Here is a 19,964-nt window from a genome sequence, read left to right on the forward strand (position 1 = left end):
AGGAGGAATGGGCATGGCTTGGATTGTGAAACAACAGTCAACACAAGAAGAGTTGGCTAATCGCTTTCGAGCTTTAGTAGATGCACCTGAAATTTTACAAATTCCTGGTGCACATGATGCAATGGCTGCCCTTGTTGCGAAAAATGCTGGATTTTCAGCTCTCTATTTATCGGGAGCTGCTTATACAGCGAGCAAGGGTTTACCAGACTTAGGAATTGTGACGTCTACTGAAGTAGCTGAAAGAGCAAGAGATCTTGTACGAGCAACAGATTTACCTGTTCTCGTTGACATTGATACAGGATTTGGCGGGGTGCTAAATGTAGCACGTACTGCGATGGAAATGTTAGAAGCAAATGTAGCAGCCGTTCAAATTGAAGATCAACAATTGCCGAAGAAATGCGGCCATTTAAATGGGAAAAAACTCGTCTCTACTGAAGAGCTGGTACAAAAGATTAAAGCGATTAAAGAAGTTGCACCAACATTGGTTGTTGTTGCGCGTACCGATGCTCGCGGGGTAGAAGGTTTAGATGCAGCGATTGAAAGAGCGGTTGCTTACGTAAACGCTGGTGCAGACGCTGTATTCCCAGAAGCACTTCAATCTGAAGAAGAATTTCGTTTATTTACAAATAAAGTGAATGTTCCACTGCTTGCAAATATGACCGAATTTGGGAAAACACCATATTATAGTGCAGAAGAATTTGCAAATATGGGATTCCAAATGGTCATCTATCCAGTAACATCACTTCGCGTAGCCGCGAAAGCATATGAGCGTGTATTTCAATTAATTAAGGAAACAGGCTCTCAAAAAGAAGGACTTTCCAATATGCAAACGAGAAGTGAATTATATGAAACAATTTCATATCATGATTTCGAGGAATTAGATAACGGAATTGCGAAAACAGTTTTATCTGACGATCAATAGAACAAAGAAGAAAGGCGATGATGATACATCTTTGGCAAATACAGCTGCTTGATGTGGAAATTCATCGTCTTTTTATATCGGTGAAGTGTTTTGCTTAAGGGGTGAAAATATGATTTCTACAGAAGATTACTCCGTAAGAAAGTGGATGAATCAAGATTTTCAGTTTGTGAGAATAAACGATACGATTTCTGACGCAGTCCGGCTTTTTATTACATCCGAAAGAAATGAACTTCCTGTGTTAGAAGGGAAGCGAATGGTTGGAATTGTCAAATTACTAGATTGTGTTCAGTGGCAAGAAAAACATGGGGATGGGGATGCACCAGTCAAGATGATAGTGAATCATTTTTTTGAACGGGGCAGTGTATCTGTTTCTATGCAAGAATTAGAGCGTATTCCATTCTATGTAAGGAACGAACATGATGGGATACTGGAAGGAATAATAGAACAGCATGAGCTTTTTTCCTTTCAAAAATATATAGAACAGCAATTAAACGAGGCACAACATATGATTGAATGGTTAAAGTTATCATTTGACACTGCCTATGAAGGAATTACGATTGTTGACGAACATGGCGTCATTCAAATGTTTAATGAAACGTATAGTCGCTTTGTTGGGGTAACAAAAGAGGAAGCAATTGGTCAGCTCGTTGAAAATGTAATTGATAATACGCGGCTTCCAGTTGTGTTGAAAACAGGTGTTCCAGAGCGAAATCAAGTGCACCGTTTGCAAGGACAAAACTTAGTTGTGCATCGCATGCCAATATGGAAGCAAGGAAGAGTAATTGGTGCTGTTGGGATGCTCATACATGAAGGAATTTCGGATATTTATAAAATATTAGAGCGTTTTGATCAAAATGATAGTGCAATAAAACCATTGTTTGCTAAGCCGAAAAAGAAACAACGCCTTGTTCGATTTGAAGATATTCTTGGAGAAAGTCCGGCCATTTCTGAAACGAAAAAAATTGCTCGGAAAGCAGCACAATCAAAAGCATCTGTTTTGATTACAGGTGAAAGTGGTGTTGGGAAAGAGCAATTTGCACGGGCTATTCATGATACTGGGGTAACAAAGAATGGTCCATTCGTCAGTGTAAACTGTGCGGCAATTCCAGATAATTTATTAGAATCTGAGTTGTTTGGCTATGCTGAAGGAGCCTTTACAGGTGCGAAAAAGAATGGAAAAACAGGGAAATTTGAACTTGCACATAATGGAACGTTATTTTTAGATGAGATTGGCGATATGTCCTTATTAACACAAGTGAAGATTTTGCGTGTTTTACAAGAACGAGAAATTGAAAGAATTGGTGGTACACATCCGATTCATGTTGATTTTCGGTTGATTGCAGCGACGAATAAAGATTTAAAACAGATGGTGAGAGACGGAGAATTTCGAGAGGATTTATACCATCGTCTCCATGTGATTCCAATTGATATTCCACCGCTTCGTTATCGTAAGCAAGATATCCCGCTTATTGTTGAAGAATATATACAAAAACTTTGTCAAATTTACGGTGCCGAAGAGAAAACACTCGATAAGGAAGTATTAAGGCTTATGTTTCATTACAATTGGCCTGGCAATGTGCGTGAATTGATCAATGTGTTAGAAAGACTATATGCTCTATCAGATGATACGCATATACGAGCTAAGGATTTGCCAGAAGAGTTCTTTTACCGAGAAATGGAACAGAAAAAATTAGTACCAATGATTCACTCTTTACCAGAGCGGAAGCAAGCAATGAAAGTGGTTCGCGAAGAAGAAGAGCGTGGATTAATCGAACGTGTTTTACAAGAAGCGAATGGAAATAAATCGAAAGCAGCGGCGTTGTTAGGAATTTCTAGAGCTACTCTTTATAACAAACTGTCACGTTTCAAAATCTAAACAGATTGTTTTGAAAGGTGTAAAACTGTCTAGACAGTTTTACGTTTTATTCTCAATTTGACCTATTTCTATCAAGTTTTTAGTTTGGCACAGATTTTGCATATAAAGAAATGAAGACCGAATAGATAGGAGGATACATATGGGGAAAACAAAATTGCAATGGAATGAATTTTTTTCGCTGAACACGGTTGTAAATACAAATCTTTTTACACCTGAAGATTTTTCAGGTGATGAAGATTTAATTGCAAAAACGACAGAGCAATTTGTAAAGCAGGAGATTGTCCCACAAATCGAAAATATTGAACAGCACAATTATCCGGTTTCTCGTCAATTATTTCAAAAAGCTGGAGAGCTCGGGCTACTAAGCATTGAGGTTCCAGAAGAATATGGTGGATTTGAATTAGGAAAAACCGTTTCCGGACTTGTTGCGGAAAAGATGGGATATGCAGGAGCATTCAGTGTTTCATTTAATATTCATGCTGGCGTAGGGACATTGCCGTATGTTTATTTTGGAACAGAGGAACAAAAGGAAAAGTACTTACCTAAACTTGCATCAGGTGAGTGGATTGGCGCCTATGCTTTAACAGAGCCTAATGCTGGTTCAGACGCTTTAAGTGCAAAAACGAGTGCTGTATTAAATGAAGATGGAACCGCGTGGAAATTAAATGGGGAAAAGCAATGGATTACAAATGCTCACATGGCTGATGTATATGTCGTTTTTGCGAAAACAAATAAAGGAATGACAGCATTTATTGTCGAAAGAACATGTGAGGGCGTTTCGATTGGCTTAGAAGAAAAGAAGATGGGGATTAAAGGATCCTCGACTGCAACTCTTATTTTAGAGGATGTTATGATTCCTGCTGAAAATGTATTAGGTGAAGTGGGGAAAGGTCATCACGTTGCGCTCAACATTCTCAACTTTGCCCGTTTGAAACTCGCTTTCGGAAATATTGGAACAGCAAAGCAAGCAATTGGTTTGTCCGTTCAATACGGAAAAGAGCGAAAACAGTTCCAAACAGAATTGGTTGATTTTACGATGATCCAAGAAAAGATTGCAAATATGATCATCGCTACATATGGTGCAGAAAGTGCTGCTTACCGAACAGCGGGGGTGATTGATGAGGCGATTCATGAAACAGCCAAAGATGATAGCATCATTCAAAAGATGTCCCAATATGCAATGGAATGTGCAATTAATAAAGTGAATGCTTCAGAAATACTTGGGAATATTGTTGATGAAGCTGTACAAATTCATGGTGGTTATGGATATATGCAAGAGTACGAGGTAGAACGATTATATCGCGATGCTAGAATTAGTCGTATTTTTGAAGGAACGAATGAAATTAATCGATTAACAGTTGCAAAAATGTTATTGAAACAAATGCAGCAATTAGAACCTCAGGCCGATGAAATGATCGGTGAAAATGTAGAAAGAAATCATCGCTACATTTTATTATCGAAACAATTATTGAAGCAATCTTTGAAAACGCTATCTCAATCTCCTGATTTAAAAATTGAACAAGAGCAAGAATACTCACGTGTATTAGCTGACATGATGAAAGATGTATACGTAATGGAATCAGCATTTTTACGTACGAAAAAAGCAGTAAGTAAAAATGGTGAGGAAAAAGAACGTACAAAGCAATTCGTAACAGATGTTATTTGTGAAGAGGGATATCGTCAAATAGAAGCAGCGGCAATTAGTCTTTTATCTGCAGCTGAACAAGACGAACAAAATAGAAGCGTTTTATTAGACGAAATTCGCAATCTGTCCGTACCGCTTTATACGAATTTGTTCACGAAAAAGAGAGAAATCGCAAAAGCTATTATAAACCGTGCTAAGTATATTGTTTAAGTAGGAGGAGAAGGGTATGAAAAAGGTTGGTTTTATCGGTTTAGGGAATATGGGTCTTCCGATGTCTAAAAATTTAGTGGATTCTAATTTTAATGTATATGGAGTCGATTTGAATACAGAAGCTGAAGCTTCTTTTGAGCAAGCAGGTGGTATCATCGGTTTGTCGATTGCGAAATTAGCAGAAACATGTGACTTGATTTTTACAAGTTTACCATCTTCACGAGCAGTTGAAGCTGTCTATTTTGGGGAAGACGGACTGATTGAAAATAGTCATCCGAATGTTGTTTTAATTGATACAAGTACAGTAGCGCCGCAGCTCAATAAAAAACTTGCTGAAGCTGCAAATGATAAGAAAATTGACTTTTTAGCAGCTCCAGTAAGCGGCGGGGTTATCGGAGCTGAAAATCGCACACTTACTTTTATGGTTGGTGGTCAAAAAGAAGTGTTTGAAAAAGGGTTACCAGCTATGAAGGTGCTCGGCGCAAATGTTTTTCATGTGAGTGAGCAAATTGACAGTGGAACAACTGTGAAACTGATTAACAACTTGTTAATCGGCTTCTATACAGCAGGGGTCAGTGAAGCGCTTACGTTAGCAAAGAAAAACAATATGGACCTAGACAAAATGTTTGATATATTAAACGTTAGCTATGGCCAAAGCCGAATTTATGAGCGCAATTATAAAAGCTTTATCGCGCCTGAAAACTATGAGCCTGGTTTTACAGTGAATCTTTTAAAGAAAGATTTAGGATTTGCGATTGATTTAGCAAAAGAGAACGAACTTCATCTACCAATCAGTGAAATGCTATTGAATTTGTATGATGAAGCAGGAAAAGCTGGATATGGAGAAAAAGATATGTCTGCATTATATAAGAAGGTAAGTGAACAATTGATATCTAGTCATGAATAATGGGTGATGATAGCATTTTTATAAAATGAAAAAGGAGCGAATACAATGATTACAACAGATATTAAACGAGTGAAAAATCATATTAATGGTGAATGGGTAGAATCTACTGGTACAGAAGTGGAAGCAGTTCCGAATCCTGCGACTGGGAAAATTATCGCTTACGTTCCACTATCTCCAAAAGAAGATGTCGATCGCGCTGTTGAAGCAGCAAAGGCTGCTTATGAAACATGGTCTCAAGTACCAGTTCCAAACCGAGCTAGACAACTCTATAAATATTTACAGCTTTTACAAGAAAACAAAGATGAATTAGCAAAAATTATTACGTTAGAAAATGGAAAGACATTAAAAGATGCAAGCGGAGAAGTACAGCGCGGTATTGAGGCTGTGGAACTTGCAACATCCACACCGAATTTAATGATGGGACAAGCACTTCCAAATATTGCTGGTGGTATTGACGGTTCGATTTGGCGTTATCCAATTGGGGTTGTTGCGGGAATTACACCATTCAATTTCCCAATGATGATTCCACTTTGGATGTTCCCACTTGCGATTGCTTGCGGTAATACATTCGTTTTAAAAACATCTGAAAGAACACCACTTTTAGCAGAGAGACTTGTAGAGTTATTCTATGAAGCTGGTTTCCCAAAAGGTGTATTAAATTTAGTTCAAGGCGGAAAAGACGTTGTAAATAGCATTCTAGAAAACAAAGACATTCAAGCAGTTTCTTTCGTTGGATCTGAGCCAGTTGCGAAATACGTATATGAAACAGGAACGAAACATGGCAAACGCGTACAAGCACTTGCTGGTGCGAAAAACCATGCTGTTGTTATGCCTGACTGCAACCTTGAAAAAACAGTGCAAGGCATAATTGGTTCGGCATTTGCGAGTAGTGGAGAGCGCTGCATGGCATGCTCTGTTGTAGCAGTAGTGGATGAGATTGCTGATGAATTGATTGATGTTCTTGTCTCAGAAACACGCAAGTTAAAAGTAGGCGATGGTTTTCACGAAGACAATTATGTAGGACCATTAATTCGTGATACGCATAAAGAGCGTGTACTCGGCTATATTAATAGCGGCGTAGCGGAAGGGGCTACATTATTAGTAGATGGTCGTAAAATTAAAGAAGATGTTGGAGAAGGGTATTTTGTAGGAGCGACAATCTTTGATGGAGTAAATCAAGATATGAAGATTTGGCAAGATGAGATCTTTGCTCCAGTGTTAAGTATTGTAAGAGTAAAAGATCTTGAAGAGGGAATTAAACTTACAAATCAATCGAAATTTGCAAATGGTGCCGTTATTTATACTTCAAGCGGTAAACATGCTCAAACTTTCCGCGATAACATCGATGCAGGCATGATCGGTGTGAACGTAAATGTTCCTGCACCAATGGCGTTCTTCGCATTTGCTGGAAATAAAGCTTCTTTCTACGGCGATCTTGGAACGAATGGAACAGATGGTGTTCAATTTTATACACGTAAAAAAGTTGTGACAGAGCGCTGGTTTTAATAAAAACAGTCTGTAAACTGTTACACATTCTATTATTATTGGTACACCACTTATTTAAAAGTGGTGTGCTTTTTTTGTTCTCTTTATAGCTTCGTATACTTTTAAATAAAGCACCCTTTTTCTTAAATGAAAAACACCCCATTGCTTTGTATACAAAGCAATGGGGTGTACATATAATCTATAAGATTTTTTCCTATTTGTAATGGTTACGTCAACTATGTTTTTCTAAAGCTAATTTTATTCCAAATCCTATAAGAATAACCCCGGTAATCCCTTGAATATATCGATGTGTAGAAGGTTTTTTCATAAAAATACTAATTTTGTCAATTAATACTATATAAAAAGCAAACCATATTGCGGTCAATATGAGATAAGTTATCCCCATTATAAGAAATTGTATAAGTGTGTTTTGTTCAGGATTCAAAAACTGTGGTAAAAAAGTTAAAAAGAAAACAGCCACTTTCGGATTTAGGAGGTTAGTAAGGAATCCTTGCCGGAAATAAGATGTGCTTTCAAATTTATTTTTTTGGTTCAAATCACTTCCAGTTGTTACATCTTTATTTTTTAAAGACCATAATGCCTTAAAACCTAAATAAACTAAATAAATGGCACCAACATATTTAAAAATAGAAAATAAGAAGGCAGATTTAACAATAATAGCTGAAAGACCAATTACAGCAGCAAAAGTATGGATAAGAAGAGCGGTACATGTGCCTAAGACGGTTTTAAGGCCTCCAACTTTTCCTTGGGCGAGGGTATTTTTCGTAGCCATAGCGGTGTCAGGTCCAGGTAAAATAATAAGACAAATAGACATGATAACAAAAAGAAAATAGTTTCCCACTTTATTCTCCACCTTTCTAGAGTTAGTTGTATTTGATTAAATTAAAGATATTTTAACACAATTTCACTTCGAATATAGGGAATAATGCGAAAATTATTTCGTGTATGAAACATAAATAGGAGCATCTATATATAACCAAGATACTATTATGTAATAAGCTCTAGGAAATAACTCTTTTAGTATTCGAATGATAAGAATCAGTGTTTTATAACATAGGGAGTTAGAATTTTATCCTAACAAAATACGAATAACTATCAAGTCGTTTTAAATCAGAGGGTAAAAACCGAGTAAGAGGTCTATATCATATTCAAAACGTAAATAACTATCACAGTCATCTTAAAGACTGGATTGACCGTTTCAATGGAGTGGCAACTAAATACCTTGACCACTATTTGAGTGGGTTTCAATTCTTAGATGTTATTAAACACCAAAATAACGAAACAGTAAGTAAGATGGTTGTAGATAGCTGCTTATTCACAACTGATGCAACCTATGATAGGCTGAGATTATCAATATTTACCATTTAGGAAAATAGCTTATTGGACAAACGGGGACAGGTTATTTGATTGGGACTGCAGAACATTATAATATTACAATGCTTTTCCCTTGTTTTATTTTTCTAAATCAACTTAATATGAATGGAGTATATCATGATAATTAACAAACAAGAATCTTATGTTAATGGGCTAAATTATACTGTTAGATCTGCAATCGATAAAGATGCAAAAGATTTGTCTGAATTAAGATTACAGATTGATGGAGAGACGGAAAATTTGGACAGAGAAAAAGGGGAGGCGTTCATAGATATACCAGGATTTGAAGAGATTATAAAAACGGACACTGTGAATCCAAGAAACTTATTTTTAGTTGCTGTAGTTCATGATCGGATCGTCGGGTTTTCAAGATGCGAAGGAATTTATTTAAATAGATTCTCTCATAAAGTAGAATTTGGAGTATGCGTATTAAAAGATTTTTGGGGATATGGTATTGGGAAAAATCTTTTAAAAGAATCTATTTCTTGGGCTGACTCCAATGGCATTAAAAAAATTACTTTGAATGTTTTAGAAACAAACGATAAAGCTATTAAACTGTATAAAAGGCTTGGATTTGAAATCGAAGGTATATTAAAAAACGACAAAATTCTTGCCGACGATAAATATTATAACACCATTATTATGGGAAGATTTAATGAATAATATTTTATAAAACTGTATGTTCATAAATTCACATGTAAGTAAGATAATTTAAATATATGAAACTTCTATACTATATCCTAAATTCAACATAGATGTTTAACATATATAAATCCATTTTGATTTTTCGACATATAAGCCGCGGCTATGGATAACAAAAGGTGACCTGCACTCGTTTTCTCTCTTTGTTTTCACTATGTCTGGGCAGGAAAAGGATCTGACCGCTTCTATGCATGAACGGATGCTCTCTCCCACCTAAAAAGAAGGGTTTTATGTCGGTTTTTTAATTTGTATTTATATAGCCTAAAAAATAAAAGGGTTGGCAGAATACTAGAGGTTAGCAACAAAAGGTTAAAATACTAGTAAAGAGGGACTTTCGTATTTGGAAGTCCCTCTTTGTTAATACGATTCTTTACATTATGCATTAAGAAGATTAAAGAAACGATTTACAACTTCATCTGAAACATCAGCTAATTGTTTATATTTATATTGAGGATTTTGATCTTTATCAACTACGACGGAACGTACGCCTTCAAAGAAATCTTCATGTCTCATGAAATTTTTGGCAAGGACGAGATCTGTCGCAAAGCATTGTTCCAATGATTTTTCTTCTCCGTCCATGAGTTGTTTTAATGTTACTTTTAAAGAAAATGGTGATTTTGATAAGAGTGTTTCTTTTGTTTTCAGTGAGAAAGGACTACTATCTTTTTCTAAAGAATTGATGATTTCTTCTAATGTATGAAGAGAAAAATGTGTATCAATTTCTTCTTGCACAGAAGCGAGTTCACTTTCTGTAGAAGGAGATGTTGCAAATGTATCAAGTAGCTCTTTTAAAGACGTATGTACGTTTTGCTGATGCCAATTTACTTTTTCAATTTCAGCAAGAAAAGTAGGTAACGTTTCAGATGACATATAACGATCTGCAGCATTTATATACAATACATCAGAGGCTTTCAGGACAGATGCTGTTAAAGCTACATAACGACCTGTATGCCCGGGAGCTTTATTTAAGAAATAAGCTGCTCCGACATCTGGGAAAAATCCAATGTTCATCTCAGGCATCGCCCATTTGGTCCGTTCTGTTACAATTCTATGACTTGCTCCGTTTGTGAGGCCAACTCCTCCGCCCATTACAATCCCATCTAAACATGCGATAATTGGTTTTGAGAATTTGTAAATAAAAGTATCTATTTCGTATTCTTCTTCAAAAAATTGCTCTGCTTTTTGTAATGCAGTTTCATTTGAACGTGCCTCATATAATGTTTTAATATCACCACCAGCACAAAATCCTTTTGTACCAGCACCCTTCATAATTACGATTGCAATACGATCATCGTTTTCCCATTCTTTTAGTTTTTGACCAATAGGTTGTAGCATATCATAAGATAATGAGTTAAGCGCCTTCGGACGGTTTAATGTAATTGAAGCGATGCCATTTTCGCTCACGGAAAATAAAACATGATCAGTCATTTTGAATCCTCCTCTTATATATATCGTTCAGTTCTTATTTCTCGATAATAGTTGAAATGTCCTTTATCATATTCATTTAATACTCATGCAAGTATTATGCCAGGTTAAGAGGTGCTTATTTACAAGGAATACTCGTAAAAAGGTGTCTAACTGTCTAAACATATTGACATGTAGAAACGATACATGAGGGGGTGTTTTCAATACCTTCGCATTTTTTGGCGAGTTATTTTTGCAGGATTTCAATAATGGAAAAGGAATATTAAAACATCAGTTACTCGAAAAAATTGATTTCTATTGCTTAAACTTGAAAAATCAGGAAATGATATTTTAATGATTAGTAAGAGTCGATTGGGACCTTGATAAGTGGTTTTTATTTTACCAAATTGTCTAACTTTCACCAGTGTGAGAGTTTGTATATAATAAGAAATAGAGAAAGGGGAGATCGGAATGCCAGGGCCTTTACTATTATCGGTTATTATTTTGTCTTCTCTCATGATAGGAATAACGCAGTATTTTCATGAAAAAGATACGACAGAAGAGATCAAAGATAAAGTACGTCTCGTGTTTCCGGTTTTTATATTATCTATTTCACTTTGTTTTGTGTTAAATAAAGACGGATATGCTGCAGTAGTATTCTCCTTTTTTATAGCGATTGTGTTAGTGACGGTCTTGTATCTTGTTATGAAAGATTATTTACAAAAATGAAAGTGTCTGAAGGGCATTTTTATTTTTGTAAGGGATTAATAATTTCACATACCGTATTGTAATAAAAAATAAATCAAACATTTTAAAAAATATAGCGAATCTAAAAGTAGATTCTTCATCATGTATTCACTTGTCAATCTAGAAGAGCCGCTATACTATTAAAGTATAGAGAATAAAAAAGGAGTTGTAGTCATATGAAATTTGAAATGCATACAAAGATTATTTCAAATGAAAAAGAAACGAGATTACATATAGAAGAAAATGTTTTTCAATTAATACTAGATGGCTATCATTTATTTGCAATTCATGAAATATTGCCTTTATATAAAACCGAACAAGAAAAAACAGGAAGTGCGATGGTACATAAAATAGCGTGGGAAAATGAAAAAACTACATTACACTATCAACTTGTATCGTTACACTCGGTAAATTAAAGGAGAGAAAGGAAGGAAAAGATGAAGTTTTTTCATACAGCGGATTGGCATTTAGGAAAACTCGTTCACGGCGTATATATGACTGAAGATCAACGGATTGTTTTAGATCAGTTTGTACAAGCAGTGCAAGAAGAAAAGCCAGATGCCGTAATTATTGCAGGAGATTTATATGATCGTGCAATTCCCCCAACAGAAGCAGTAGATTTATTAAATGATGTATTGAAAAAAATAGTAATTGATTTACAAACACCAGTGCTTGCGGTGGCAGGAAATCATGATAGCCCAGATCGCATTCATTTTGGCAGTAGTTTAATGAAGAAACAAGGTTTGCATATTATAGGACAATTTCAATTTCCATACGAACCAGTTGTGTTACATGATGAGTATGGGGCAGTACATTTTCACTTAATTCCATATGCAGATCCTAGTATTGTAAGACATGTTATCCAAAATGAAGACATTCGTTCGCATGATGATGCGATGCGTATCTTTATGAATGAACTATCGGAAACGATGGATCAAGAAGTACGACACGTTTTTGTGGGACATGCATTTATCACATCTTCAGGAGAAGCTGAAGAGAATACAAGTGACGCGGAACGTCCACTTTCAATTGGTGGTGCGGAATATGTAAACAGCCATTATTTTGATAAGTTTCATTACACAGCGCTTGGGCATTTACATCAAGCTCATTTTGTGCGAAATGAAACAATTCGCTATTCTGGATCACCACTTGCTTACTCGATTTCTGAAGAGCATCATAAAAAAGGGTATTATGTGGTTGAATTGGATGAAGAAGGACAAACAACAGTTGAAAAACGATTGTTTACACCACGTCGTAACATGCGAACAGTAGAAGCCAAAATAGATGAGTTACTGCAGTATCCAACAAGTGAGGATTATGTATTCGTAAAGCTGTTAGATGAAAATCCAGTACTACAGCCAATGGAAAAAATTCGTTCTGTTTACCCAAATGCTATGCATGTGGAGCGTTCTATCCAAAGACGTGAATTTACAGATGCAAATGAATCGGTTGTTTCTAGACATAAAACCGATGATCTTTCTCTTTTGAAAGCTTTTTATAAAGAAATGAAGGGTTCGGACTTATCAGAAGAAAAAGAACGTCTTTTCTTAGAAGTATTACAAACGGTGCATGAACGGGAAGGTGAACGAGGATGAGACCGCTTCAGCTTACAATGACCGCATTTGGTCCTTACAAGCAACATGAAATCATAAATTTCAATGATCTTGGCGACCATCGTATTTTTGCTATTTCAGGAAATACAGGTGCAGGGAAAACGACGATATTTGATGCGATTTGTTATGCGCTATATGGAGAAGCAAGTGGAGAAGAACGAAGTGACACGAGTATGCTCCGCAGCCAATTTGCTGACGATAATGTATATACAAGCGTAGAACTACAATTTCAACTAAAGGGAAAAATATATGAAATAAAAAGGCAGCTCGGTCATAAAAAACAAGGAAATAAAACAGTTACAGGACATGCTGTTGAATTCTATGAAATTGTAGATGATCAGCAGATCCCTTGTGTCGATCGCTTTCATGTAACGGATGTGAATAAGAAAGCGGAAGATTTAATTGGGCTCAGCAAGCATCAATTCAGTCAAATTGTTATGCTTCCACAAGGGGAATTTCGAAAATTACTAACATCTGAAACAGAAAATAAAGAAGAGATTTTACGACGCATCTTTAAAACAGATCGTTATAAGTTAATGCGTGAATTGTTAGATCAAAAGCGTAAACAGTGGAAAGATGTGCTACAAGAAAAGCAAAAAGAGAGAGAATTGTATTTCCGTAATGTCTTTAAGTTGCCAGTTCGTGATGGTTCATTACTAGAAAGATTAGCCCTGCAAGAGCATGTGAATACACATCAAGTTGTAGAAGCGCTAGAGCAAGAAACATCGAGCTATGAGGCTGAAGTAAAACAATTAGAAACGCAGCAAGGCGTGCAAACAAAACAATTAAAAGAAGCAGACACTCGCTTTTATGAAGCGAAGTCTATTAATGATAAGCTGCAAGACTTACAGCGAAAAGAGCAACAACAAGCAGCTTTGCAAGCAGAAAGGCCGTTAATAGAGAAACAAGAGCAACAATTTAAACGTGCGGAACAAGCAAGCCGATTATTGCCATTTGAACAATGGTACGAAGAAGCATTGCAAAGTGAACAAAAGGCTGAACAATTTTTGAACCAACTATCCTCTAAGAAAGAACAAACAGTGCGTGCATTTGGGCTGGCCAAGGAACAATATGAAGAATTAAAAGGAAAGGAATCCGTGCGTGAGGAAGCGAAGCGAAACGTACAGAAATTAGAAGAATTGCAACCGATTATTGCTTCATTAGCAGAGAAGAAGACAAAATTGCAAGAGGCAGAGCAACAGAGTGCGAAGCTGAAAGTAGAAGTTACCAAGCTAGAACAACAACAAGGAGTGAATCAAGTTCAAAAGCGAGAGGTAGCTGGAGAATTAAAACAGTTGGAAGAGGATCTCACGCAGTATGTAATAAAATTAGAAGAATTAAGTGGTATGCGAGATGATGCAAAAGTATTAAAACAAGCATATGATGTTGGGCAAGAAGTACAAAAATATGAACAGGGAAAAGAAGCTGCGCTTGAAAAGATGAGAGTAGCTCTTCAAGCTTATGATGAAGTAGAGCAGCGCTGGTTAAATGAACAAGCAGGAGTGTTGGCCCTTCATTTACACGATGGAGAATCTTGTCCGGTATGTGGTAGTATGTCTCATCCGAACAAGGCAACTGAACGAGGAACTTCTATTGATGAAAAGCAACTTAATGCACTTCGTGAAAGCAAAATAGCTGCAGAAAAAGTTCACTTCCAAATAGAAGAAAAGTGGAATTTCTATCGCTCGCAATATGAACAAGCTATAGCAGAAGTAATGAATCGTGGATATCGTGCAGAAGGATTGGCTGAGGCATATCAAACATTAGTACAAAGTGGAAAGCAACTAGCTGCTGAAGTCAATGAATTAAAAGAAAGTGAAGAAAAACGTAAAAGACTAGCACCACAGATGAAGCAGTTGGAAGAGCAAGTAGACAGATTAGAAAAACAAAAACGTGAAGTCGAAATGACGCAACACCGCACTGAAATGGAATGTATGCAGTTACGTACGTCATATGAACATGATCAGCAAAAAATTCCAGACAACTTACAAACGTTAGAAACGTGGAAACAACAATTTGAAACAGCTGTTTCTACACTTCGTCACATGGAGGAGGCATGGAAGAAAGTACAAGAAGCGTATCAGCACTGGCAAAATGAAAATGTTCGTATGCAAGCAGAGTACGACGGTGCAGTGAAACAAGTTACAGGGGCAAAAGAGAAGAAAGAAGAAGCTTTCGTACGCTTTATGACAGAGCTGGAACAAAGTGGTTTTGCAGATCAACAAACATATAAAGAAGCAAAATTATCTGAAGCAGAAAAAACAAATCTACAGCATAAAATTCAAAACTATTATTCGTCCCTTGAAGTGTTAACAAAACAAATCGAAGAGTTAGCAAATCATTTGAACGGGAAAGAATGGGCCGATATTACGGCGTTAGAAGAGCAGTTAAAAGAATTAGAAATTCAGCTTGATATTATAAAAGAAAAACGTCAGCGTGCGAACAATGCTGCCGAGTATATTTCGGATTTACATGAAAATATTAGACGGATTGATGAACAAATCCATGAAGAAGAAACTGCCTTCCAAGAGCTTGTTGATTTATATGAAGTCATGAAAGGTGATAATGAAAGTCGCATCTCCTTTGAGCGCTATATTTTAATTGAATATCTAGAACAAATCGTTCAAATTGCAAATGAACGCCTTCGTAAATTATCAAACGGACAATTTTACTTGAAACGAAGTGAACGAGTGGAAAAACGCAATCGTCAAAGTGGATTAGGTTTAGATGTGTATGATGCGTATACTGGTCAAACACGTGATGTAAAAACATTATCTGGCGGCGAAAAATTCAATGCGTCACTTTGTTTAGCGCTCGGTATGGCTGATGTGATTCAGTCCTATGAAGGCGGTATTTCCATTGAAACGATGTTTATTGATGAAGGCTTTGGCTCACTAGATGAAGAGTCATTAACAAAAGCAGTTGATGCTTTAATTGATTTACAAAAATCAGGTCGCTTCATCGGTGTAATTTCACACGTACAGGAATTAAAAATTGCGATGCCAGCAGTGTTAGAAGTAACGAAGCAAAAAGATGGTTGTAGTCAAACTCAGTTTGTGGTGAAATAACCTATCGAAAAGGTCCAAGTCATCTTAGAAGGCTGCTGAAAAGTACCTGCTTTGAGTAAGTAATGGAAGTTTTATCATATATAGAAAACGAAAAGAAGATAACCATCTATATACAGTAGGTGGTTATCTTCTTTTTTCTTTAAATGGACTTTTTCAGTGCTCTCTCACCTTAGTGATCACTTTTTTCGAATACCTCATCGAGCTTTTCGAATATAGTACGTTGCATATCTGGTAGTACATGGCTATACGTATTAAGGGTAGTACCTATATCGGAGTGACCTAACCTTTCTAACATTAGTTTTACATGTATGTTTTTGGCTATGTTAAACGATAGTGTTGATATTTTATCAAAATGAAAAAGGACCTCAAATGGGTCCTTTTTCATTTATTAAAACTTTCTCAACTTTCAATAAAATAATTTATATCTAATTATGTTAAAATGTGAATAGTATAAATTTTCAGAAAAGTGGGAAGTAATGTAAATATTTAAATAAAGGGGAATGAACAAATCACGCAAATGTTAAATAATTGGTATGTTGAAATCCGTAAAAGACATTTAGAAAAAGCGCAGCAACTAAAAAGTGAAATTGACAAAAAAATTTATAGTGTAGATGATGATCAAAACGTGCTTGTATACTATGCCTTATTAGATTTTCGCCATCAATACATGATGGACAGTTTAAGTATAAGCAAAGATAGCTTCAATAAAATAGAGTCATTTAATATGCCAACTGATGATCTCTTATTATACTATTATCACTTTTTCAAAGCGATGCACTCAACTATAATTGGAGATTACAATTCTGCTAAAGAACATTATGAAGAAGCAGAGAAAAAGCTAAAACAAATTCCAGACCAATTAGAACACGCCGAATTTTATTTTAAACTCTCTACATTTAATTGTCATAATCAACAATATGTTTTAGCTTTAAAACAAGTATCTAAAGCTAAAGAAATTTTTTCTAAATACAACGGTTATGAATTAAATATAGGATATTGTAATAACATTTATGGATTAGCATGTATACATTTAAAAGATTATGAAATAGCAGAAGAATACCTTATTTCTGCAATGAACATATTCCAAAAACACCAAGAGGAACAAGCTATATTATACGTTCGGCATAACTTAGGATTTATGTATGCGAATCAAAATTTATCAGAATTAGCAATCCGTTATTTATCCGAAGTATCTCAAAAAATACCAAACAACTACAAAGCAATTTTAATCGAAGCATGCGAACATGAAAAAATAGGTGAAAAAGATATTGCATTCAAGCTTTTTGAAAAAGGTCTAAAAATTAGTATAGAATTAAAAATTGAAGAATATCAGCACCATTTTAAAATTTTAAAAGCAATAAATGAAGAGGTTCCTGGACAACAATTAGAAACTTTAATAGTAGCAGGTAACGAATATTTCGAACGAGAAAATTTATATGAATACATTAACGAATATAATGAAAAATTGGCAATAAAGTTCTATCGTGAAGATAATGATTCAAAAGCAAGTAAATATTTTTACCTAAGTTCAAAAGCAAGAAAAAAAAGCCATGATAGGGAGGTACTAAAATGAAAAAAATAATTTTTGGCTTAATGGGAATCATAGCAGCTGTCACTTTAATAGTTGGTAATGATAATACTCTAAAAGAAACGCAAACATCCGCTGAAAAGATTGTACAATATTCACATGGTCATACTGGTGGTTAATAAATAAAGAGTATTCGGGAAGTTAATAAAGGTTGATTAAATCACGCTTAGTTACATAGATAAATATCATTTGTTTACCTCACTATTAAAACCTTGCTGTTTAAAGCAAGGTTTCTTTGTTGGGAAAAATTAAATTTTATGCAAAAAAAAATGAATAAAACGTCAAAAGGACCTATTATCCGTAGCAGGTCCTTTGTGACATTGACAATAGAAGGTTAACAGGAGATTACCTATATATTAACAAAATTGATAGCTTGCCCCCATACGTTCGTGTTGAGAAATAAAAGATTCACTGAAAAGTGGAACGAGTGATGAGGTATATTGAAGGGTTCTGGTGCAAAAACTTCAGGACAATTGCAACGAATCTATTTTTGTTAAGTTAATTGTAGATTATGTGATTAAAAATGGCATGATAGACAAGCAAGTCTTGCAAGAAGAACCTTTTAAAACAGTGGGTAGTATTGTTGAGTTGTTCCAAGACGATATGGATTATGCAAGAGGAGTTATAGGAATTATTGACCAGATTAATAGTAATGCTGAAGTGTTTATAGGGTCAGTTCAGTTATGCGGCTGTTTTTTCTGTTGTACTTTAAAATGCTATCATAACAATTCTAGAAAAAGGTAATTAAAGAGGTTGAGGAAAGAAGAACTGTGGGCTAACAATAATAATTTTTTTATGGAAAATTATTTAAAAACCAATATAATTAAACAAAGATTGTTCGTATATGAAATTCGATTGAAGATTGAAAACAAAAAGAGGAGGGCTATAGAATTGAGTCAAAATAATATAGACTTTGGCTATTTTATTGGCCAAATCGTCACCCACATAGATACAGATACAAACGTTTTTTTAAGGCTTATTTTTGAAGAGGGTCGATTATCGGCTGAATGCCCTTGGAGATTACGTAAGAAAAAAGAAATTCTTGTAGGTGAAACGGATTGTATATCTGCACCAGAAAAATATTCACGTTTACATTTAAACCGATTACTAAAAAATAAAAAGATATTAAGCATCTCATATTATGAAGAACTAGTTTTGCTTACGATTGAATTTGAAGGTGATTTGTTCTTTGATTTGTTCCATAATAGTAGTTATTTTGAAGGCTGGACACTACAAGGTAACAATGGATTGGAGGTATTTACTCTACCTGGCGGGGAAGTATGTTATTGAACGAACGGGTACTTTAGTTGAAGAAGAACTACATATCGATGTAAACTTAGAGAATGTAGCAGACCAAATTGGTCAATATATACTGTAAGGGGGGAACGCAAGTGGCAGAAATCAAATTTGATATAAAAGAAACCTTAGGCGCTTTATCACAGTCCCCTAAAGGTTGGAATAAAGAACTTAACTTAATTAGTTGGAATGGTAAAGAGCCAAAATATGATCTGCGTGATTGGGCACCTGAGCATGACAAGATGGGAAAAGGTGTAACATTGACAGCTGAAGATTTAAAAGCGTTAAGGGATATCTTAAACCGTATGGAACTATAAAAGTATATTGGGCACTTAAGGCACAGTTATAGTCTGTGCCTTTTTTAGTGCATATTTAGATACATAGGGGTTTATGTTCTCGAAGTTGTGTAAAGTTAAACCATTTGTGAAAAAGTGTCATTGAGACATCTCTTAGGGGATGATGATTCGTAATAAAAATTATCAATTGAATTGTTGGATGGTGTTTTAGTAAGTACCTTACAAAAAATTCTAATGTATCAGGAAACAACTTCTGTTTTAGATGTAACATACACTCAATATGCATGTTTGTTAAACAAATTTTATTCTAAAGCAACAGTAAAAACTAAATACGTTGTGAAGTAAAAAAACAATTTTGAATAGTTATTTCAAAATTGTTTTTTTATATTATATATGATGTGGATTTCAGCGTACTTCCCTTTACTACTTGATGTATGTATATGTAAGAATGGGTCTATAAACATCATCCGACCTTTATTGCTCCATCTTCTTTTTTCTGATATTTTGGCTTATAAATATATTGAGATACGATAAGTAAAACAACAATAAAAAATACTGGGAATATACTCGATACATACATACCATTATACATCAGAGTTGTAATGAAACTACTTAGGATAAATAGTGCTGTATACACATGAGAAACTTGTTGTTTTAATCGAATTTTGAATACTTCCATCAATGTTTCGCATGTTACAAATAGGATAAGAATACTTAAAAATATCACATTTGTATCATAAATGATTAAACAACAGATTAGGCCGAAAAAAGCTAGATATTCAATGAGTAATGGAATATTACGTGGCATAA

At 35.2% G+C, this 19,964-nt stretch carries 17 protein-coding genes and 3 pseudogenes; 16 read left to right on the forward strand and 4 right to left on the reverse strand.

The window, feature by feature from the left end; all coding sequences use genetic code 11:
* Positions 1 to 13: 13 nt before the first annotated feature.
* The 5 genes from prpB to QRE67_RS11440 all read left to right on the forward strand — a co-directional run bounded on the left by prpB (position 14) and on the right by QRE67_RS11440 (position 7,066).
* Positions 14 to 922, forward strand: coding sequence for a methylisocitrate lyase (prpB, locus tag QRE67_RS11420; protein WP_286124950.1), 909 nt, complete (start codon positions 14 to 16; stop codon positions 920 to 922).
* A gap of 109 nt (positions 923 to 1,031) precedes the next feature.
* Positions 1,032 to 2,798 carry a sigma 54-interacting transcriptional regulator gene (locus QRE67_RS11425; RefSeq protein WP_286124951.1) on the forward strand — a complete coding sequence of 589 codons (1,767 nt, stop codon included), beginning with the start codon at positions 1,032 to 1,034 and terminating at the stop codon, positions 2,796 to 2,798.
* Between the two features lie 139 nt (positions 2,799 to 2,937).
* Positions 2,938 to 4,653 carry an acyl-CoA dehydrogenase FadE gene (locus QRE67_RS11430; protein WP_286124952.1) on the forward strand — a complete coding sequence of 572 codons (1,716 nt, stop codon included), beginning with the start codon at positions 2,938 to 2,940 and terminating at the stop codon, positions 4,651 to 4,653.
* 16 nt (positions 4,654 to 4,669) lie between these two features.
* Positions 4,670 to 5,560: an NAD(P)-dependent oxidoreductase gene (locus QRE67_RS11435; RefSeq protein ID WP_286124953.1), complete on the forward strand. Its 891-nt coding sequence runs from the start codon at positions 4,670 to 4,672 to the stop codon at positions 5,558 to 5,560.
* A 45-nt stretch (positions 5,561 to 5,605) separates the two neighbouring features.
* The gene (locus QRE67_RS11440; protein ID WP_286124954.1) at positions 5,606 to 7,066 is read left to right on the forward strand and encodes a CoA-acylating methylmalonate-semialdehyde dehydrogenase; all 1,461 of its coding nucleotides are present in this window, start codon (positions 5,606 to 5,608) and stop codon (positions 7,064 to 7,066) included.
* Positions 7,067 to 7,277: 211 nt separating this feature from the next.
* On the opposite strand, the gene QRE67_RS11445 is transcribed toward QRE67_RS11440, so the two are convergent.
* The gene (locus QRE67_RS11445; protein ID WP_286125258.1) at positions 7,278 to 7,880 is read right to left on the reverse strand and encodes a LysE family translocator; all 603 of its coding nucleotides are present in this window, start codon (positions 7,878 to 7,880) and stop codon (positions 7,278 to 7,280) included.
* A gap of 287 nt (positions 7,881 to 8,167) precedes the next feature.
* On the opposite strand from QRE67_RS11445, the pseudogene QRE67_RS11450 reads away from it, so the two are divergent.
* Positions 8,168 to 8,434, forward strand: a pseudogene (locus QRE67_RS11450) (IS1595 family transposase); the annotation flags it as partial.
* Positions 8,435 to 8,557: 123 nt separating this feature from the next.
* Positions 8,558 to 9,103 carry a GNAT family N-acetyltransferase gene (locus QRE67_RS11455; protein ID WP_286124955.1) on the forward strand — a complete coding sequence of 182 codons (546 nt, stop codon included), beginning with the start codon at positions 8,558 to 8,560 and terminating at the stop codon, positions 9,101 to 9,103.
* A gap of 414 nt (positions 9,104 to 9,517) precedes the next feature.
* On the opposite strand, the gene QRE67_RS11460 is transcribed toward QRE67_RS11455, so the two are convergent.
* Positions 9,518 to 10,570 carry an enoyl-CoA hydratase/isomerase family protein gene (locus QRE67_RS11460; RefSeq protein ID WP_286124956.1) on the reverse strand — a complete coding sequence of 351 codons (1,053 nt, stop codon included), beginning with the start codon at positions 10,568 to 10,570 and terminating at the stop codon, positions 9,518 to 9,520.
* A gap of 447 nt (positions 10,571 to 11,017) precedes the next feature.
* On the opposite strand from QRE67_RS11460, the gene QRE67_RS11465 reads away from it, so the two are divergent.
* From QRE67_RS11465 to QRE67_RS11480, 4 genes are all read left to right on the forward strand, one after another.
* The gene (locus QRE67_RS11465) at positions 11,018 to 11,275 is read left to right on the forward strand and encodes a hypothetical protein (protein WP_286124957.1); all 258 of its coding nucleotides are present in this window, start codon (positions 11,018 to 11,020) and stop codon (positions 11,273 to 11,275) included.
* Between the two features lie 194 nt (positions 11,276 to 11,469).
* On the forward strand, positions 11,470 to 11,709 hold the full coding sequence (locus QRE67_RS11470; protein ID WP_286124958.1) for a DUF2584 family protein: 240 nt from the start codon (positions 11,470 to 11,472) through the stop codon (positions 11,707 to 11,709).
* A gap of 21 nt (positions 11,710 to 11,730) precedes the next feature.
* A complete protein-coding gene (locus QRE67_RS11475) occupies positions 11,731 to 12,888 on the forward strand; it encodes an exonuclease SbcCD subunit D (RefSeq protein WP_286124959.1) in 1,158 nt (385 codons plus the stop codon).
* Positions 12,885 to 15,974 carry an AAA family ATPase gene (locus QRE67_RS11480; protein ID WP_286124960.1) on the forward strand — a complete coding sequence of 1,030 codons (3,090 nt, stop codon included), beginning with the start codon at positions 12,885 to 12,887 and terminating at the stop codon, positions 15,972 to 15,974. Before QRE67_RS11475 ends, QRE67_RS11480 begins: the two co-directional genes overlap by 4 nt.
* Positions 15,975 to 16,143: 169 nt before the next feature.
* On the opposite strand, the pseudogene QRE67_RS11485 reads toward QRE67_RS11480, so the two are convergent.
* Positions 16,144 to 16,287 (reverse strand): annotated as a pseudogene (locus tag QRE67_RS11485) (site-specific integrase); the annotation flags it as partial.
* A gap of 177 nt (positions 16,288 to 16,464) precedes the next feature.
* On the opposite strand from QRE67_RS11485, the gene QRE67_RS11490 reads away from it, so the two are divergent.
* From QRE67_RS11490 to QRE67_RS11510, 5 genes and pseudogenes are all read left to right on the forward strand, one after another.
* A complete protein-coding gene (locus tag QRE67_RS11490; RefSeq protein ID WP_286125259.1) occupies positions 16,465 to 17,547 on the forward strand; it encodes a response regulator aspartate phosphatase in 1,083 nt (360 codons plus the stop codon).
* Positions 17,544 to 17,681: a hypothetical protein gene (locus tag QRE67_RS11495; protein WP_286124961.1), complete on the forward strand. Its 138-nt coding sequence runs from the start codon at positions 17,544 to 17,546 to the stop codon at positions 17,679 to 17,681. Before QRE67_RS11490 ends, QRE67_RS11495 begins: the two co-directional genes overlap by 4 nt.
* A 352-nt stretch (positions 17,682 to 18,033) precedes the next feature.
* Positions 18,034 to 18,237, forward strand: a pseudogene (locus QRE67_RS11500) (hypothetical protein); the annotation flags it as partial.
* A 216-nt stretch (positions 18,238 to 18,453) separates the two neighbouring features.
* Positions 18,454 to 18,852, forward strand: coding sequence for a hypothetical protein (locus tag QRE67_RS11505; RefSeq protein WP_286124962.1), 399 nt, complete (start codon positions 18,454 to 18,456; stop codon positions 18,850 to 18,852).
* Between the two features lie 101 nt (positions 18,853 to 18,953).
* Positions 18,954 to 19,175 (forward strand): YdbC family protein, encoded by a 222-nt coding sequence (locus QRE67_RS11510; RefSeq protein ID WP_286124963.1) that lies wholly within the window; start codon positions 18,954 to 18,956, stop codon positions 19,173 to 19,175.
* Positions 19,176 to 19,617: 442 nt separating this feature from the next.
* Here QRE67_RS11510 and QRE67_RS11515 read toward each other — a convergent pair whose 3' ends face one another.
* Positions 19,618 to 19,962 (reverse strand): hypothetical protein, encoded by a 345-nt coding sequence (locus QRE67_RS11515; protein ID WP_286124964.1) that lies wholly within the window; start codon positions 19,960 to 19,962, stop codon positions 19,618 to 19,620.
* Between the last annotated feature and the right edge of the window lie 2 nt (positions 19,963 to 19,964).

It is taken from the genome of Bacillus sp. DX3.1 (genome assembly GCF_030292155.1).
GTDB lineage: Bacteria > Bacillota > Bacilli > Bacillales > Bacillaceae_G > Bacillus_A.

Bases quoted from the DNA above. Each gene is read 5' to 3' on its own strand.
- prpB (WP_286124950.1), top strand. From the start codon at position 14: ATGGCTTGGATTGTGAAACAACAGTCAACACAAGAAGAGTTGGCTAAT.
- QRE67_RS11425 (WP_286124951.1), top strand. From the start codon at position 1,032: ATGATTTCTACAGAAGATTACTCCGTAAGAAAGTGGATGAATCAAGAT.
- QRE67_RS11430 (WP_286124952.1), top strand. From the start codon at position 2,938: ATGGGGAAAACAAAATTGCAATGGAATGAATTTTTTTCGCTGAACACG.
- QRE67_RS11435 (WP_286124953.1), top strand. From the start codon at position 4,670: ATGAAAAAGGTTGGTTTTATCGGTTTAGGGAATATGGGTCTTCCGATG.
- QRE67_RS11440 (WP_286124954.1), top strand. From the start codon at position 5,606: ATGATTACAACAGATATTAAACGAGTGAAAAATCATATTAATGGTGAA.
- QRE67_RS11445 (WP_286125258.1), bottom strand. From the start codon at position 7,880: ATGTCTATTTGTCTTATTATTTTACCTGGACCTGACACCGCTATGGCT.
- QRE67_RS11455 (WP_286124955.1), top strand. From the start codon at position 8,558: ATGATAATTAACAAACAAGAATCTTATGTTAATGGGCTAAATTATACT.
- QRE67_RS11460 (WP_286124956.1), bottom strand. From the start codon at position 10,570: ATGACTGATCATGTTTTATTTTCCGTGAGCGAAAATGGCATCGCTTCA.
- QRE67_RS11465 (WP_286124957.1), top strand. From the start codon at position 11,018: ATGCCAGGGCCTTTACTATTATCGGTTATTATTTTGTCTTCTCTCATG.
- QRE67_RS11470 (WP_286124958.1), top strand. From the start codon at position 11,470: ATGAAATTTGAAATGCATACAAAGATTATTTCAAATGAAAAAGAAACG.
- QRE67_RS11475 (WP_286124959.1), top strand. From the start codon at position 11,731: ATGAAGTTTTTTCATACAGCGGATTGGCATTTAGGAAAACTCGTTCAC.
- QRE67_RS11480 (WP_286124960.1), top strand. From the start codon at position 12,885: ATGAGACCGCTTCAGCTTACAATGACCGCATTTGGTCCTTACAAGCAA.
- QRE67_RS11495 (WP_286124961.1), top strand. From the start codon at position 17,544: ATGAAAAAAATAATTTTTGGCTTAATGGGAATCATAGCAGCTGTCACT.
- QRE67_RS11515 (WP_286124964.1), bottom strand. From the start codon at position 19,962: ATGCCACGTAATATTCCATTACTCATTGAATATCTAGCTTTTTTCGGC.